The organism is Flavobacterium sediminilitoris, from assembly GCF_023008245.1.
In the GTDB taxonomy this organism is placed as follows: Bacteria; Bacteroidota; Bacteroidia; order Flavobacteriales; family Flavobacteriaceae; genus Flavobacterium; species Flavobacterium sediminilitoris.
In genome coordinates this window covers 3832830-3848836 of the sequence record NZ_CP090145.1, presented here as the reverse complement: position 1 = coordinate 3848836, position 16007 = coordinate 3832830, and the positions used below count along the sequence as shown (strand labels likewise).

The window sequence follows — 16007 nt, the reverse complement described above, 5'->3', positions numbered from 1 at the left end:
GATGGAAAATAAAATTAAAACATTAGAAGATAAATTAGCTCAAGCCTATTTAGGTGGAGGTGAAAAGCGAATAGCAAAGCAACATGAAAAGAAAAAATTAACGGCTCGTGAGCGTGTTAATTATTTAATGGATGAAGGTTCTTTTGAAGAAATTGGCGCTTTGGTAACCCATCGTACTACTGATTTTGGTATGCAAAAAGAAGTGTACTATGGTGATGGTGTAATTACAGGTTACGGAACAATTAATGGTCGTCCCGTGTATGTTTTTGCACAAGATTTTACAGTTTTTGGAGGTGCACTTTCAGAAACACATGCAGAGAAAATCTGTAAAGTAATGGATATGGCCTTAAAAGCGGGGGTTCCAATGATTGGATTAAACGACTCAGGTGGAGCACGTATTCAAGAAGGTGTACGTTCATTAGGTGGTTATGCTGATATCTTTTATCGTAACGTACAAGCATCTGGAGTAATTCCTCAAATTTCGGCTATCATGGGACCTTGTGCTGGTGGAGCCGTTTACTCGCCTGCCATGACGGATTTTACCATGATGGTAGAAGGAAGTAGTTATATGTTTGTAACCGGTCCAAACGTGGTAAAAACAGTTACCAATGAGGAAGTAACTTCTGAAGAATTAGGTGGGGCAAGTACACACTCTACAAAATCTGGAGTTGCACATATTACGTCTTCAAATGATGTAGAATGTTTGGAAGATGTAAAACGTTTGTTAAGTTACTTACCACAAAGTAATAAAGAGGTGACGACAAAAGTACCTTTTGAATTGGGTAATGAAATCCGTGAGCAATTAACGTCTATTATTCCAGATAATGCGAATAAACCATACGATATGCACGACGTAATCCAAGGTGTAATTGATGAAGATTCGTTTTATGAAATTCATAAAAATTATGCTGAAAATATCATTGTTGGTTTTGCACGTATCGGAGGTAGAAGTGTTGGGGTAGTGGCCAATCAGCCTATGTTTTTAGCAGGTTGTTTGGATGTGAACTCATCAATAAAAGCGGCTCGTTTTACTCGTTTTTGTGATGCATTCAATATCCCATTGTTGGTATTAGTGGATGTGCCAGGTTTCTTACCAGGAACAGACCAAGAATGGAATGGTATTATTGTTCATGGTGCGAAATTGTTATACGCGTTGAGTGAAGCTACGGTGCCAAAAGTAACGGTTATTACGCGTAAAGCTTATGGTGGTGCATATGACGTAATGAATTCAAAACATATCGGAGCTGATTTTAACTTTGCTTGGCCAAGTGCAGAAATTGCAGTAATGGGAGCAAAAGGGGCTTCTGAAATTATCTTTAAGAAAGAAATTGCTGAAGCAGATGATCATGAAGCGAAGCTATTGGAAAAAGAAGCAGAATATGCTGAAAAATTTGCAAATCCATATAGTGCAGCGCAACGTGGATTTATTGATGAGGTTATTTTACCACAGGATACAAGACGTAAATTGCTAAAAGCATTTAGTATTTTAGAACATAAAACGGTGGATATGCCAAAACGTAAACACGGAAATATTCCGTTATAAAAAAATAGAATTGTATATTTAGGTTCCTAGAGTAATTTTACTTTGGGAACTATTTAATATTATTTTTATGAAATATAATAGATGTGGCAAAAGTGGTTTATTATTACCTCAAATTTCTCTAGGCTTATGGCATAATTTTGGTTCGGTAGATCATTTTGAAAATGGGGAAAATATTGTTAAGCATGCTTTTGATAAAGGAATTACTCATTTTGATTTAGCTAATAATTATGGACCAATTCCAGGTTCAGCAGAAGAGAATTTCGGAAAAATAATAGAAAGAAATTTTAAGGGATTTCTAAGAGATGAACTTGTTGTTACCACAAAAGCAGGATTTAAAATGTGGGAAGGTCCTTATGGAGAATGGGGTTCAAGAAAGTATCTAATTTCAAGTTTGAACCAAAGTTTAAAACGAATGAAGTTAGATTATGTAGACGTTTTCTATTCACACAGACCAGATCCGAATACACCTATCGAAGAAACGATGTCTGCTTTAGATTATGCTGTAAAATCAGGAAAAGCTATGTATGTAGGAATAAGTAATTATAATGCGGAAGAAACAAAAGAAGCTGTTAATGTTTTGGCAAAATTAGGAACTCCATGCATTGTTCATCAAGTAAAATACTCTATGTTTGAACGTTCTTCGGAATTTAAATTGCTTAATGTTTTAGAACATAATGGAGTTGGTTGTGTAGCTTTTTCTCCTTTAGCTCAAGGATTACTTACAAATAAATATTTAAAAGGAATTCCAGAAAAATCTAGAGCAGCAAATCCGAATGGATATTTACAAACATCAGATGTTACTGATGAAAAAATAAGAAAAATAAAGGTTTTAAATACTATTGCAAAAGACAGAAAGCAAACATTAGCTCAAATGGCAATTGCATGGCTTTTAAAGGATAATAGAATTACATCGGTACTAGTTGGAGCAAGTTCAGTTGACCAATTAAGTGATAATTTAGAGAGTCTTAATAAAGTAGATTTTTCAGATTTGGAACTAAAACAAATAGAAATTATTTTAAAATCATAAAATTAATTTAAAAAAAAGTTATTTTCTTTTGATTTTAATCCAATAAAGTTAGCTTTGATACGTTTTATCGAAAAAATAAAAGTTGTTAAGGAAAAAATCAAAAATAAATTAGATCATGAATAAATATAAACTTGTTTTTTTTCTATTATTACTCATAAATAGTACTGCATTTGCACAAAAATATAATACCCATAAAGTAATAAAAGAGGAAACAATTTATTCAATTGCTAAGAAATATAATATAAAAGAAACGACTATATATGAGTTAAATCCGAAAGTAAAAGGAGGATTATTACAGTTGAATACTGTTTTGAAAATACCAAGTACAAAAACAGATTTATCTGTAAAAAACACTGAAATTTCAGAATTTCATAAAGTAACAAAAGGAGAATCTTTTTATAGTATTTCAAAAAAATATAACATATCGTTAGATAAATTAACAGAGCTTAACCCAAAAATAAAACCTAAAAAATTAAAAGCAGGTGATGTTTTACATATAGTAGAAGTAAAAAAAGAAATAGTCTTAGATAAAAAAGTAGAACAAGAAAAAACAGCAGAAGCAATTGTAATAATCAATGATGTGGTAAATGATACAATTGAAAATATTACACATATTGTTTTGCCAAAAGAAACAAAATATGGTGTTTCAAAAAAATACGGAATAACTGTTCAAGAACTAGAAAGATTAAATCCTGAAATTAAATCTAATTTTCCAGTTGGCTATAATTTAATTATTAAAGGAAATAAAGAGCCAGCTATAATAACCGAAATAGAACAAGATAGTGTAGTTTTAAACTCGGAGGAAACTCGATTAGTAGAAGAATTTTCAAAAGAGATAATGGGAAAAGCTGATGTTTTAATAGAAAAAGCATCTCAATATATTGGAATAAAATATAAATATGGAGGTACAACTCCAAAAGGATTTGACTGTTCAGGTTTAATGTTGACAACATTTAAAGAAATTGATTTAACCTTGCCTAGAACATCTTTAGGACAAGCTAATTATGGAAGTTTAATAAAGAAAAATGAAGCTCAAAAAGGAGATTTGATATTCTTTGCAACTCGTAAAAAAGGAATTGTTAGTCATGTAGGTATGATAACAGAAGTATCAAATGATGAAATAAAATTTATTCATTCTTCTACATCAGAAGGAGTTATAATTTCATCATTAAATGAATCGTATTATTCAAATCGATTTAAACAAATAAATAGAGTTTTAAATTAAACTTTATTTTGAATAGGAACCCAAACTTCTTCTTCGGTTTCAGGATTTTCGTGCCCTAAATATTTATCGCCCATAACAGCAAAATGCGGTCTGTTGTCAATTTTATATTCAGAATTAGGCAACCATTCTCCATAAATTATTTGAGATGTTTTTGGAAAATCGGCACTAGTTCCTTTATGGATGAAAACAGCATATTGTCCGGCTGGAATTTCAAACTTCTCAAAACTTTCAGGAATAAAATCATAATTTTTAAGTTCAACTAAAGCATATTTAGTAAACTCAGTAGTTGGGGTAAACTCCTCAAAAGTTTCACCATTATAAACTTGTAATGAAAATAAATCAGCGCTTACAGCATTTTTAACCTCTTTTAATCTAGGCATTAGTTGTTGCCAAATTTTTACTGTTTGGTCATTTACCATATTTGTTTTAATAGAGAATCCTATTGTTTTCTTTGCCGAAATAGTTATGATTTTAGGTTCCATAATTTTTTAATTTATTTTAATAAAGAGTCAATAGCTTTTGCAAGATACCTGTCTTTTTCAGTGATAGTATTTCCTGCATCATGAGTTGTTAGCTTTATTAAAACTTTGTTGTAAACATTTTTCCATTCAGGATGATGATCCATTTTTTCTGCGATTAAAGCCACTTTAGTCATAAAACTAAACGCTTCTATAAAATCTTTAAATTCAAAAGATTTAATCAATGCATTATTTTTTTCTTCCCACATAATAGTAAAGTAATTAAAATTAATTTCCTTTTAAACGAGTATATAGTTTATTTAAAAGTTCGGCATAATTATCAGGTTCTTTTTTACTTATTTCATAAGTTCCATCTTCATTAAATATAAGTGGAAAGAAGAAATTGGCTCTTCCATTTTCAATGTTTATAGGACCAAATTTAGTTCCATAAATAATAGTCTTATTATCTTCTTTTCGAGCCAGTTCAAGCCCTTCAGTGAAGTTGAAAAAAGGTTCTAATTCTTTAATCTTTTTTTTATCTTCTATAAACTCAGTATCGTTTTTTTCAAAATGAAAATTTGAAGTTAGATTCTTGTCAAATAGACTATAATCAGCATAATATAATCCTTCTTTAGATTTTACAATGCATTGCCAAAGTATAGTGTTAAAAGGAGTTGGAACTACTTTTATTTTTTCATAGCTAATTTGTTGTCTTTCTAATTCTTTCTCGAAATGATTGGTTACGTAAAAATTTACAATTAATCCAAAAAACAAATAAGCAGTTGAAATTCCTAAAGACCATTTAATTACAGTTTGTCTTTTCGAATTTTTATTTTTCATAAAGAGTAACACAATGCAACCAATTAATAACCATATTGTATATAGAGGGTCAATTACAAAAACATTATCTAAACTATAAAAAGACTTGCTTAATGGATAAAATATTCGAGTGCCATAAGTAGTACATAGATCTAAAAGCGGATGTGTAAACAATGCTAAAAAACTAGCCCAAAACCAAGAAGCATAGGAAGTTTTATATTTATAAGAAAACCATTTAGCAAAGAGTAAGCTTAAAATAAACGAAAAAAAGATAGAATGTGAAAAAGCTCTATGAATAGATAATTGTTCAATAGCATTAAAATAAGGGTTTATTAAAACATCCAAATCGGGAATTGTTCCAAGAATAGCACCATATAATAATGCTTTTTTGCCTATTTCTTTATCTTTTACTAAAGCGAAAGTAGCAGCACCTAGAACAATTTGGGAAAGGGAATCCATTTTTTAAGTTTATTTTCTTTGTTCTACATTTAATTTTATCTTTTCAAAGATAAATAAAATCCTACCATTTTTGAGTTTTAATAAGAAACAATAAAGTTAAAAACACCTTTTAAAAAATCAGCTTATAATTAATTAACTCCATTTTCTAGGTTGATATTCATCAATCCATTCTTTGGGATATAGGTCATATAAATTTTTTAATATTTGCTTGTTTATATTTGTGTTTTGAAAATCTTTATAAAAGCTTCCTAATAGCCATACTGTTGTGTTTTCTAATTTATTTTTGTGCAATGCAAATAAAACATCTTTAGAAGCTTGTTGTGTGTCTAAAAGTAGTAAAACCAAAGAACCAGCAGTAGTGAAATCACTATTGAAATAAGAAGAAATACCTTCATAAATGCGTTGCATCAATGTTTTATTTTCAATGAATGGAAGAAAGCGAATGTGTTTTTTGCGTAGATTAGGAAAACTAGTGTAACTGTTAGAAATAGCTAGAAAATGAAGTGAATTTGTATAGGCTTCATAAGTAATATGATGTACATTTTTAGCATCAGCACTATTCATAACACCAAAAAGCAGGTATATCTTATAAGCACTTAAATAGCTTTTGTCCAAATTATTATCAGCAATATTTTTTTCAACAGCATTTAAAAATAAAGAAAAGTGTTGCGGCAAAGGTTTATCAAGAGTTCCTAGTTTGAGGCGATAATAAAAAGCCAAATGAATGATTTCATCAGGAATTTTAGTCATTTTTGTGCTCATTACTCTATTTATTTCATAATGGTAAGAAGGATAAAATTGCCCTTGAAAATCGTGTTCATGAGCTTCTTTTTCGCTTTCTATAAAATGTTTAAGAATACCAAGATTATCTTTTTTAATTTGGACAGCAAAATCTAAATTTTCATAACGTTTTTCTTGTTTTTTTAATCGGTTAGTACTCATTTTTAATAATTTTATTTAAGGTAAGAGTCGTTTTAGTAATATCACCACCATCAGGATGAAAAATATAAATGGTATTCTTGTCTTTATAGTCTACAAATATAGGATTTCCATTTTCACTACCAATAACAGGACTTAGCGCAAGGCGAAGTAAAGTAAAAGGATTTCCATTTTGATCATAAGTAAAATTACCTAGAAATTCTCGTAAAGTTTCAACATACGCTTTTAAAGAATAAATAGTACTCATTTTCTTATTATCAATAGTGACAAGTTGGCACAGTTCATCAATAGTATAGAGTTTAAAAACACCTTCATCTATTCTAATTATTTGCACTTTATCCTTAATGAAATTCAAATAATCAGAATGAATAATTTCATTCAATTGGCTTGGATTGTTTAATACGGCTTTATAGGTCATTTATTTTAAATAAATATTTTAATTATACATAATCTACTTGTGTTCCTTTTACTGTTTTAAGTGTCAAAAGGAGCAATTTCATCTAGAACAACATCAAGATTCTCTTCTATTTTTTCTTTAGTAATAGATAATGCTTTTTTGACTAATTCAGGGTAAGCATCATCAATACCTATTTTAGGAGTGTTTTTCTTTTAATTACATTTCAAGGCCAAACCCAGTAATAATAGTATCTATAAGTTTTAATATACTCATATTTTATGTTTTAATTATAAGTTAAAAGTAATAGTACTTTTTGAAAATCAGAAAAAGCTTTTGTAACTGTAGTTAATGGTTTTAAATCTGTTATTTGATGTTAAAAAAGTTTCTCTTCTGAGAGTAAAAGACTACTTTCGTTTTTTAGAACTCCATTATAAAAACATGAGGTATTGTTTTTTTTATAAATCCCTTTTTTGCTTAGCATTATTTTTCCATCTACAAAGTTGCACAAAATATAAAGAAAGCGATAACCAGTTTGATGCTATCATAAGCAAAACGGATAGCCTTATGGAGTATGATCCTAAAAAAGCGATAAAGATTTTAGATAGTTTACAGCTTCATTCTTCAATAATATCATCAGAACAAGCGGCTTTATTATTTTTTAAAAAAGGAGAAGTTTATTATGTAAATGATTTTTATTTAGAATCTATAATAGAACATAAAAAAGCGTATAATTTATTTGTAGAACAAAAAGACGAATACAATAAAACCAGAAGTTTAATAACATTAAGTGCTGCAAATTTAAGATTTGAAAATTTTGAAAAAGCGCAAGAATATGCTTTAGAAGCATTGCATACGGCTGAATCATTAGGAGATGAAAGAATGTTAGGAAAGGCAAATAATCAGTTGTTTCAACTTCATTTTATCTTGGAAGATTATTCAAAAGCATTACAATATATTCAAAAAGCAGAAGAAATTTTTGCTTATGAAAAAGATACTGTTTCTAAAATAGCTATTAAAAGTAATGAAGCAGCAATATATCTAAAACAAAAAAAGTATAATAAGGCATTAAAAATATATCAAGAATCTTTAAAACTAGGGCAAAATATAAAAGCACCACAAACAATAGTAAAGATTCTCAATAACATAGGTTTTATTTATATAGAAACGAAAGAATATCCATCGGCTATTCAGTTTTTAGAAGGAGCAATTCAATTAAATAAAAATATTAATGCAATTAATGCAGCACCTTATAAAGGATTAGGATATGTCTACTTTTTAAATAAAGATGTAAATAAATCAATAGTAAATTATAAGCAATCTTTAACAATTTACAAACAGAATAAAAATATACCTGAGCAAATTCAAGTATTAGATAAGTTAATTACTTTAGCCATACAAGATAAAAATTCTGAAGAAGCTTTAAATTATCAAATAGAAAGAGACCAACTGCAAGTGGAATTGCAAGCTATTGAAAAAGAGAAACTATTAGGTTTTGCAACGGTAAAGTACCAAGTAAAAGAAAAAGAAATTGAATTGTTATATCAACAACAAACTAATCAAAGAAATAAATGGCTTTTTGGAAGTCTTTTGATTACTTTATCTTTATTGTTAATTTTATTAGGAGCTTATCTATACATTACAAAATTGAAAGCAGCAAACAGAGCTTCAAAATTAGAACAAAACTTATTAAGAGTGCAAATGAATCCGCATTTTATCTTTAATACATTAGCAGCAATACAGAATATAACTTTAGAAGAAGATTACATAAAATCGTCAAATTATATAGCAAAATTCTCTAAGTTGATTCGACAAAATTTTGATTATGTACGCAAAGAAGAAATTACGCTTGAAGAGGAAATTAATATGATTTTAAATTATATAGAAACACAACAATTACGTTTTGATGATTCATTTCAATATATTTTAAACCTTGGAGAAAATTGCGATACTAAAAGTTTAAAAGTGCCACCTATGCTTTTACAACCCTTTGTAGAGAATGCAATTGAATATGGATTAAAAGGAAAAAAAATGGAAGGTATTTTAGAATTGAATATTTTTAAAGAAAAGAATCAATTGTGTTTTGAAATAAAAGACAATGGAGTAGGAAGATCTAACTATTCAAAGCAGCATAGAAAAAGTAAAGCACTACATGCTACTGATGTTTTTATGGAACGATTAAAACTGCGTAAAAAAGCAGAAGAGAAAACGTTTCAAATAGAAGATTTATATAATTCAGAAAAGCAACCCATAGGAACTAAAATAACTTTTAAAATAAAGATTACATGATAAAAGTTGCTATAATAGAAGACGAATTTAATGCATTAAATACCTTATCAAAGCTATTACAATATACACAAAAAGATATTGAAATTATTGCTAAAATAGATACAGTAAGTGAAGCTATTTCGTTTTTGAAAAACAATACACCCGATTTGGTTTTTATGGATATAGAACTTATTGGCGGCAATGCTTTTTCAATACTAGACGCATTAGAAAAAATCAATTTTAAAATTATTTTTACTACAGCTTATGATGATTTTGCTATAAAAGCCATAAAAGTAGATGCTATAGATTATCTGTTAAAGCCAATAGACTCTGACGAATTAGCAATATGTATAAACCGATTTAGAGTGGCTTATCAAAAAGAGCAAGAGTATATTGGTTTAATGAATAAAATGGCACAAACAGATGCAAACGATGTTCAAAAAACATTGCTTATAAAAAACACTCAAGAACGACATGTTTTACCTATAGATACAATTATTAGATGTCAATCAGATGGAAGCTATACCATTTTTTATACAAAGGACAAAAAAATAATGAGTGCAAGAAATTTGAAATATTACGAAAATATATTAAACGATCATACATTCGTAAGAGTACATCAATCACACTTAATTAATATAAAATATATAGATTCCATAGTTCTTAATGATATAGTATTAAAAGATGGAGAAAAAATACCTTTAGCCTCTAGAAAGAAAAGTTATTTGAAGCAATTTTTAGCGAATTTGTCTAAATAAAATTGCGGATATAAAATCAAAAACCACGTTTGTAAAATCGTTTTTAGCAATCCTATATTTTAGTATAATTTTAATACATTAATTTAAAAGTAACCTAAAATAGAATACAAAATGGGACTTAAAGAAAAAAGATTTACAAAAGAATTTCAAGAGGAACAATATCCAGCATTAAAGCAAAAAATTGATATTGCTGCGGGCTTTGATGTAACACTAGAGATTGAATGGGAAACCTTATTTGAAGATCGTTTTTTACATTTATACACAGATAGTTATCCTAAAATTTATTTTCAACCACTTATTGAAGCCTTTACTGCAATATCTTCAGACGATATGGGAAAAGAAGCGTTGAAGGAAGGTTTGCAAAAAGTAATTATAGTTAATAAAGATGATCATCATAATCCTACACATGCATATACTTTAGAAAATGGCGTTTTACAGGTAAACCATAGTCCTATTTTAAATGCAGATAAAGTAAGTGAAAGAACAGAAGTTTTGGTTGATTTATTAGAGAATAACTTATAAAATTTTTAATAGGAGACGCTATTTTTTAAAAATGGCGTTTTTTATTTCTTAATCATATACCATAAAAAATGAATATAGAACAAATACTTTTGCAAATTAATACTTTCAAAGTCAATGAAGAAATGGAAGATTATAAAGTTAGCGATTTTTTTGATGGAATTATGGAAAGTATTGATAATTTGAAAATACTGGAAGATTTACATAAAGAACAACTAATTAAAACACTTTTCAATTTTCTAAAAAAGCATAATCCAGAAATGGAGGAAGATTTTTCATTTATTCATTTAATAGAAAGTATAGATAAACCTAACTATTCAATATATAGTAAGCAATTAATTGAATGTAATATTCAAAATCCAAATTTGACTTCTATTATTTTACTCAATCGATATTTAAATGCTTTAGATGGTGATGCATGGAAAAAAAATGTTGCGATATTGAGAAGTATTACAGAAGGTAATGAATACACTTCGTTTATAAGGCAAGAAACTTTAGAATATTATCAATATCAGATAGATAAAGAAGCAGTATAAAATTTAAAATAAAGTAATTGAATATATTATGGAAATAGCATATATAGATCAATTTAAAGCACAATCTCCGTTTTCAATAATTGAAATAATTTTTAAAGAAAAAAGAGAAACGAAAATTGCATTAACTTTTAAAAACGGTACTTATGTTGAAGGTTATGTAGTTGATATTTTAAAAGAAGAATATCAAACATTTGTATGCATGAAAACGGAAGACAATGAAGTTTTATTTTTTAATTTTCAAGAGATATCTTTATTGTCAATTAAACAACCAAAAGCATTAGCAGTAGAATTATCCAAAGGAACAGTAAGTAGACCTATTAGTAATGAATCGGGAATAAGTGTTCTAGAATTAAAAAGATGGATACAAAAACAGCAAGAAATATTAGAAATACCAATTGATTTTACATTAAGTAAAACGGATTTACAAGAAGGAAATGTTCGTTTAAATTGTAAAGATTTAATAACTGATTTTTTACAAGCTGTTGAGATTATATGCAAAGATGCTTTGGCTTTAGAAGTTTGGAAAACTATAGAAAAAATAATTATTACACAAGCAGAAGAATTTAAGATAATTAAACAAGAAAACAATTTAGAAATTTATATAAATACTCAAAAAGCACTGCCTAAAAATTTAGTTTCACTTCTAGTAGAAAAGACAGAATCAATACTTTAAGTAAATAAAAAAAAACAAATCATTAACTATTTTTTTTCTCCTTTTTAAATAGTTTATCAAAAAAAAATCCTCCTAACTTTTATGTTATGAAATAAAATGTAGGAAGTGAAAATTAAAAGAACATTATGAAACAGTTTTGATTTATATATAAATATGATGAAAAAGATTTAAAATAAAAACATGGAACCAATACAAAATCAACAACCGAAAGTAAGTTTATCCCAATTGCATAATCAAACAGTAGCCTTAACATTTGAACGTCAAGATGCTTTTTTTGATTTGGTAGAAGAATTAGCATGGTCTTTTGATATGTTAAACGGTACAGTTGTTTATGGAGATTATGTGTTTAGAATGCAGGTTTTAGGAACCTATTCCGAAACCCAAAAAGAATGGTTATGGGCTTGGGCAAATAAAGAAAGTGATATTCCAGAAGAATTTTTAGAAGCATCTTTAGCAATGAAACTTATTGGAGAACGTCATGGAATAGAAAATTTAATCACAGCAAAAATAGAAACGGAAGAAGATCCAGGGCATTATTTTTCTTTTGTAGCAAATGGATTAATTAAATCGAGTTGTTATACATCTTTAGCCTTTAATAATATAAAAATTTATGTTTTATTGAATTCGGAGTTAGTAGATGCAAAAAAAATTATTGAACCTGCGCTTATTTGTTCTCATTTTTCTAAAACAGTTTCTAGAATGAATTTCGGACATAAACATGGATTATTTTGTTATCTAAATCAAAAAGGATATGAAGTGAAACTATCTGGAGACACTATTTTAGGAAAAAAAGGAGAAAATCAAATTCTAGGAACATTTGATACTAATGGAAAATTATTGAAAATTACTAATTCAAAAATAATTGTAGAATAATTTTGAAGATTTACTTTTTAAGTATAAATAAAAGAATAGATATAAAAAATCCTTTTCAAAAACTGAAAAGGATTTAATGTTATTTGTAAAAAGATTATTTTTGATTTAAATAATTATAAATTTCATCTTTAATGTGAACTCTTTCAACCCTTAATGTATTTAGAGTATCATCGGAAGCAGGTTCTGTATTGCTTTCAATTCTATAGATTTCATGGTCTAGGGTGTCATAATCATCAAATAATTTTTTGAAATGATTATCAGAAATCTTTAATTCATGAATTTTAGTTTCAAATTCTGGGAAATCAACTGTTAATTGGTGTTTTGTAATCATTCTACTTTCAGTTTTAATTATTTATTCAAATATACAATCAATAGAGAGAAGAGAATGTGATATTTATCATTCCAAAATAAAAAAAATCCTCATAACTTTTATGCTATGAGGATTTTGTATATTATAATAAATGCTTAAACAGGTTCTGCATACAAGTCAAATTCTGTTGCATCCGTAATTTTTAGCATAACAAAATCACCTGTTTTTAAATAATGTTTAGAAGCTTCTACTAAAACCTCATTATCAACATCTGGACTATCAAATTCGGTTCTTCCTACAAAATATTCTCCTTCTTTTCTGTCAATTACACATTTAAAAGTTTGTCCAATTTTTTCTTGATTTAAATCCCAAGAAATTTGAGCTTGAATATCCATAATAATTCTAGCACGTTCTTGTTTCACCTCATATGGAACATCGTCTACTAAACTATAAGCATGTGTATTTTCTTCGTGTGAATAAGCAAAACAGCCTAAACGTTCAAAACGCATTTCTTCAACCCAATTCTTTAAAATTTCAAAATCTTCCTCTGTTTCGCCAGGATAACCTACAATTAAAGTAGTACGGATAGCCATTTCAGGAACCGCTTTTCTAAAATCCTTTAAAAGATTAGTTGTTTTCTCATAAGTAGTTCCTCTTCTCATCGACTTTAAAACACTATCTGAAATGTGCTGTAAAGGAATATCAATATAATTACAAATTTTAGGCTCTTTTTTCATTAAGTCTAATACTTCCATTGGAAAACCTGTTGGAAAAGCATAATGTAAACGAATCCATTCAATACCTTCAACTTTTACTAAATTTTCTAATAATTCAGCTAAGTTTCTTTTTTTGTAGATATCTAATCCGTAATAGGTTAAATCTTGAGCAATTAAGATTAATTCTTTAACTCCATTTTTAGCTAATTTTTCGGCTTCAATGACTAATTTTTCAATAGGAGTAGAAACATGTTTTCCTCTCATTAAAGGAATAGCACAAAAACTACAAGGTCTATCGCAACCTTCTGAAATTTTCAAATAAGCGTAGTTTTTAGGAGTAGTTGTTAAACGTTCACCTATTAATTCATGCTTGTAATCAGCACCTAAAGCTTTTAATAATAACGGTAATTCGGTAGTACCAAAAAATTGATCTACATTAGGAATTTCTTTCTCTAAATCAGGTCTGTAACGTTCCGATAAACATCCTGTAACAAATACTTTATCTACTAAACCTTGTTCTTTTTTATCAGCATATTCTAAAATCGTGTTCACCGATTCTTCTTTTGCATTATCAATAAAACCACAAGTATTAATTACAATAATGTTTCCTTCATCTTTAGTTGCTTCATGTGTCACTTCTTTGCCATTAGCTTTCAATTGACCCATTAAAACTTCACTATCATAAACATTTTTAGAACATCCAAGTGTAATTACGTTGATTTTATTTTTCTTTAACGATTTGGTTCTCATATACTTAAAATTGAGGTGCAAAATTACATAAAATTATTCATTAGAAGCAGTATCGCTTGTGAGTTTTTTAAAAGTTTCTACCTGCTGTTTGCTTTATCTTTTTCTTTATATCAAATTTTTAAACTTATATATAAAGAAAAAGGATGTCGCTTCCATCAGGGCTATAAGTTTACGCTTAGGTATAAAAAAATCCTTCGGTTAAGAAGGATTCTTGTTTTATTGTAATCTATAATTATTTTAAAAATTAATAGAGTAGGTAAGTGTTACGTTATTTTGAATTGTTCTTATTCTAGCAGTATCATTCATACCAGAAGAAACAAAACTTTGGTTGTAATTTCTATGGCTATTTGAATATGCTAAGTCTAATTTACTCTCTCCAAAGTTATATCCAATACCTCCAGAATAGCCAGTTAAATCTCCCATTGCATAGTCAACTTTAAAAGGACTTTCTTCAAAACGATATCCAGCTCTTAAACTTAATTGTTTTATTCTATATTCACCACCTAGACGGACTTCTATAGCTTGAGTCAAATTTTGACTCATATCTATGTTTAAGTCGTCATAGTATTTAGTAGGTTTGTATTTAGTATTGCTATAATCTTTTCTAGAAATATCAGCGCTTATTAAACCTCTGTTACCAAATACATAAGCACCACTTACAGTCCATTTTTCAGGAGTCTTTAATTTATAAGTAGGATATATATTAAGTACATCAGGGTAAAATTTAGGATTAGAATTATTATCAGGATTGTTAATGCTAACACTCTCAATACCTTGTATTAACTCGTCATTTAAATTATACCATGTAGGTGATTCATAAGCTAAACCAATTCTAAACTCTTTAGTAGCTTGTAAAATAGCTCCTAAATTAAATGAAAACCCACTTCCATAAGTATATAATTCGTTGTCAAATCTTATATGCTTAATTGATGAACGAGGAAGATCATTAATTGGATTATTATTACTTTCAAAAACACTAAATCTTTTTGTAAAATCTGTAAAATGTGCATTAAGATTTACTCCTAAAAATAGTTTGTTTTTGTATGATGTTGCAAAGTTTCCTGATAACTTTCCATTGTATCCGTTAGAAACAATTTGATTTTCTTGATAATAACGTCCAGAAGGAACATTACTTATATAAGTTTCAGGAGATTCTAAATCAAATAAGTAAGCATTGTATCCTAAATAAGCTTGTTGTCCTCCAAAATCTAAATCTGAATAAGAATAATTTTCAAGAACATTTATGGGAATTCCTTGAGCAAAATTTAAGAAATAATTTCCTATTGAATTATTTGGATTTGTACCTGCTGAAAATATTCTATTGTCTAAATTATTAGCATTTTCATAGTTTATAGCAACAGATATTTTTTTCCAATTATTTTCAGGATTACTATCTGTAAATACAAGAACGGCTCCTATTTGATTTAAATCTAAAACACTATAATTCTCTTTTGTTTTTGTGCCAAAATAATTTGAGTTATTTTTAATATTGAAACTGCTAGCAGTTATACTGGCTATATTGTTGCTAAAAATAGCAGAACCAGCAGGGTTTATATTTATAGAAGATAAATCTCCACCAACGGCACCAAAAGCACCGCTCATAGACCTAAATCTAGCAGTTCCAGTAATATCATCTACAGCATAGCGAAGTGCATCTTTAGACGTGTTTTCCTGACTTATCCCTACAAAATAGGATAAGAATAAAGATAGTATATAAATTTTTTTCATAGCAATTCTATT

General features: G+C 28.1%; 17 protein-coding genes. 9 read left to right on the top strand and 8 right to left on the bottom strand.

Annotation, left to right across the window (positions count from 1 at the left end):
- The first annotated feature begins 1 nt into the window (after position 1).
- From LXD69_RS17690 to LXD69_RS17680, 3 genes are all read left to right on the top strand, one after another.
- Positions 2–1543 (top strand): acyl-CoA carboxylase subunit beta, encoded by a 1542-nt coding sequence (locus tag LXD69_RS17690; RefSeq protein ID WP_246916409.1) that lies wholly within the window; start codon positions 2–4, stop codon positions 1541–1543.
- Positions 1544–1610: 67 nt separating this feature from the next.
- Entirely contained in the window at positions 1611–2570 is a 960-nt protein-coding gene (locus LXD69_RS17685) for an aldo/keto reductase (protein ID WP_246916407.1), read from the top strand.
- A 115-nt stretch (positions 2571–2685) separates the two neighbouring features.
- Positions 2686–3795: a C40 family peptidase gene (locus LXD69_RS17680; protein WP_246916405.1), complete on the top strand. Its 1110-nt coding sequence runs from the start codon at positions 2686–2688 to the stop codon at positions 3793–3795.
- On the opposite strand, the gene LXD69_RS17675 is transcribed toward LXD69_RS17680, so the two are convergent.
- The 5 genes from LXD69_RS17675 to LXD69_RS17655 all read right to left on the bottom strand — a co-directional run bounded on the left by LXD69_RS17675 (position 3792) and on the right by LXD69_RS17655 (position 6888).
- Positions 3792–4277 (bottom strand): GyrI-like domain-containing protein, encoded by a 486-nt coding sequence (locus LXD69_RS17675; protein ID WP_246916402.1) that lies wholly within the window; start codon positions 4275–4277, stop codon positions 3792–3794. The genes LXD69_RS17680 and LXD69_RS17675 overlap by 4 nt on opposite strands.
- 11 nt (positions 4278–4288) lie before the next feature.
- Positions 4289–4522: a 4a-hydroxytetrahydrobiopterin dehydratase gene (locus tag LXD69_RS17670; RefSeq protein WP_246916401.1), complete on the bottom strand. Its 234-nt coding sequence runs from the start codon at positions 4520–4522 to the stop codon at positions 4289–4291.
- Positions 4523–4541: 19 nt separating this feature from the next.
- Positions 4542–5531: a metal-dependent hydrolase gene (locus tag LXD69_RS17665; protein WP_052705379.1), complete on the bottom strand. Its 990-nt coding sequence runs from the start codon at positions 5529–5531 to the stop codon at positions 4542–4544.
- A 132-nt stretch (positions 5532–5663) separates the two neighbouring features.
- On the bottom strand, positions 5664–6473 hold the full coding sequence (locus LXD69_RS17660; protein ID WP_246916399.1) for a hypothetical protein: 810 nt from the start codon (positions 6471–6473) through the stop codon (positions 5664–5666).
- The gene (locus LXD69_RS17655; protein ID WP_246916397.1) at positions 6463–6888 is read right to left on the bottom strand and encodes a hypothetical protein; all 426 of its coding nucleotides are present in this window, start codon (positions 6886–6888) and stop codon (positions 6463–6465) included. Before LXD69_RS17655 ends, LXD69_RS17660 begins: the two co-directional genes overlap by 11 nt.
- Positions 6889–7431: 543 nt before the next feature.
- Here LXD69_RS17655 and LXD69_RS17650 point away from each other — a divergent pair.
- The 6 genes from LXD69_RS17650 to LXD69_RS17625 all read left to right on the top strand — a co-directional run bounded on the left by LXD69_RS17650 (position 7432) and on the right by LXD69_RS17625 (position 12491).
- Positions 7432–9153, top strand: coding sequence for a tetratricopeptide repeat-containing sensor histidine kinase (locus LXD69_RS17650; RefSeq protein ID WP_246916395.1), 1722 nt, complete (start codon positions 7432–7434; stop codon positions 9151–9153).
- Positions 9150–9890 carry a LytR/AlgR family response regulator transcription factor gene (locus LXD69_RS17645; RefSeq protein ID WP_045972046.1) on the top strand — a complete coding sequence of 247 codons (741 nt, stop codon included), beginning with the start codon at positions 9150–9152 and terminating at the stop codon, positions 9888–9890. The genes LXD69_RS17650 and LXD69_RS17645 overlap by 4 nt, the downstream gene beginning before the upstream one ends.
- A gap of 111 nt (positions 9891–10001) precedes the next feature.
- Positions 10002–10412 (top strand): hypothetical protein, encoded by a 411-nt coding sequence (locus tag LXD69_RS17640; protein WP_045972049.1) that lies wholly within the window; start codon positions 10002–10004, stop codon positions 10410–10412.
- Positions 10413–10480: 68 nt separating this feature from the next.
- On the top strand, positions 10481–10945 hold the full coding sequence (locus LXD69_RS17635; protein ID WP_246916393.1) for a hypothetical protein: 465 nt from the start codon (positions 10481–10483) through the stop codon (positions 10943–10945).
- 28 nt (positions 10946–10973) lie between these two features.
- Positions 10974–11618 (top strand): hypothetical protein, encoded by a 645-nt coding sequence (locus LXD69_RS17630; protein WP_246916391.1) that lies wholly within the window; start codon positions 10974–10976, stop codon positions 11616–11618.
- A 180-nt stretch (positions 11619–11798) separates the two neighbouring features.
- The gene (locus tag LXD69_RS17625) at positions 11799–12491 is read left to right on the top strand and encodes a DUF6882 domain-containing protein (protein ID WP_246916389.1); all 693 of its coding nucleotides are present in this window, start codon (positions 11799–11801) and stop codon (positions 12489–12491) included.
- Between the two features lie 94 nt (positions 12492–12585).
- Here the strand turns inward: LXD69_RS17625 and LXD69_RS17620 are convergent, their stop codons facing one another.
- The 3 genes from LXD69_RS17620 to LXD69_RS17610 all read right to left on the bottom strand — a co-directional run bounded on the left by LXD69_RS17620 (position 12586) and on the right by LXD69_RS17610 (position 15995).
- Positions 12586–12822, bottom strand: coding sequence for a YdcH family protein (locus LXD69_RS17620; RefSeq protein ID WP_246916387.1), 237 nt, complete (start codon positions 12820–12822; stop codon positions 12586–12588).
- 134 nt (positions 12823–12956) lie between these two features.
- Positions 12957–14267, bottom strand: coding sequence for a 30S ribosomal protein S12 methylthiotransferase RimO (gene rimO, locus LXD69_RS17615; protein WP_045972059.1), 1311 nt, complete (start codon positions 14265–14267; stop codon positions 12957–12959).
- Positions 14268–14504: 237 nt separating this feature from the next.
- The gene (locus LXD69_RS17610; protein WP_246916385.1) at positions 14505–15995 is read right to left on the bottom strand and encodes an OmpP1/FadL family transporter; all 1491 of its coding nucleotides are present in this window, start codon (positions 15993–15995) and stop codon (positions 14505–14507) included.
- Positions 15996–16007: the final 12 nt, after the last annotated feature.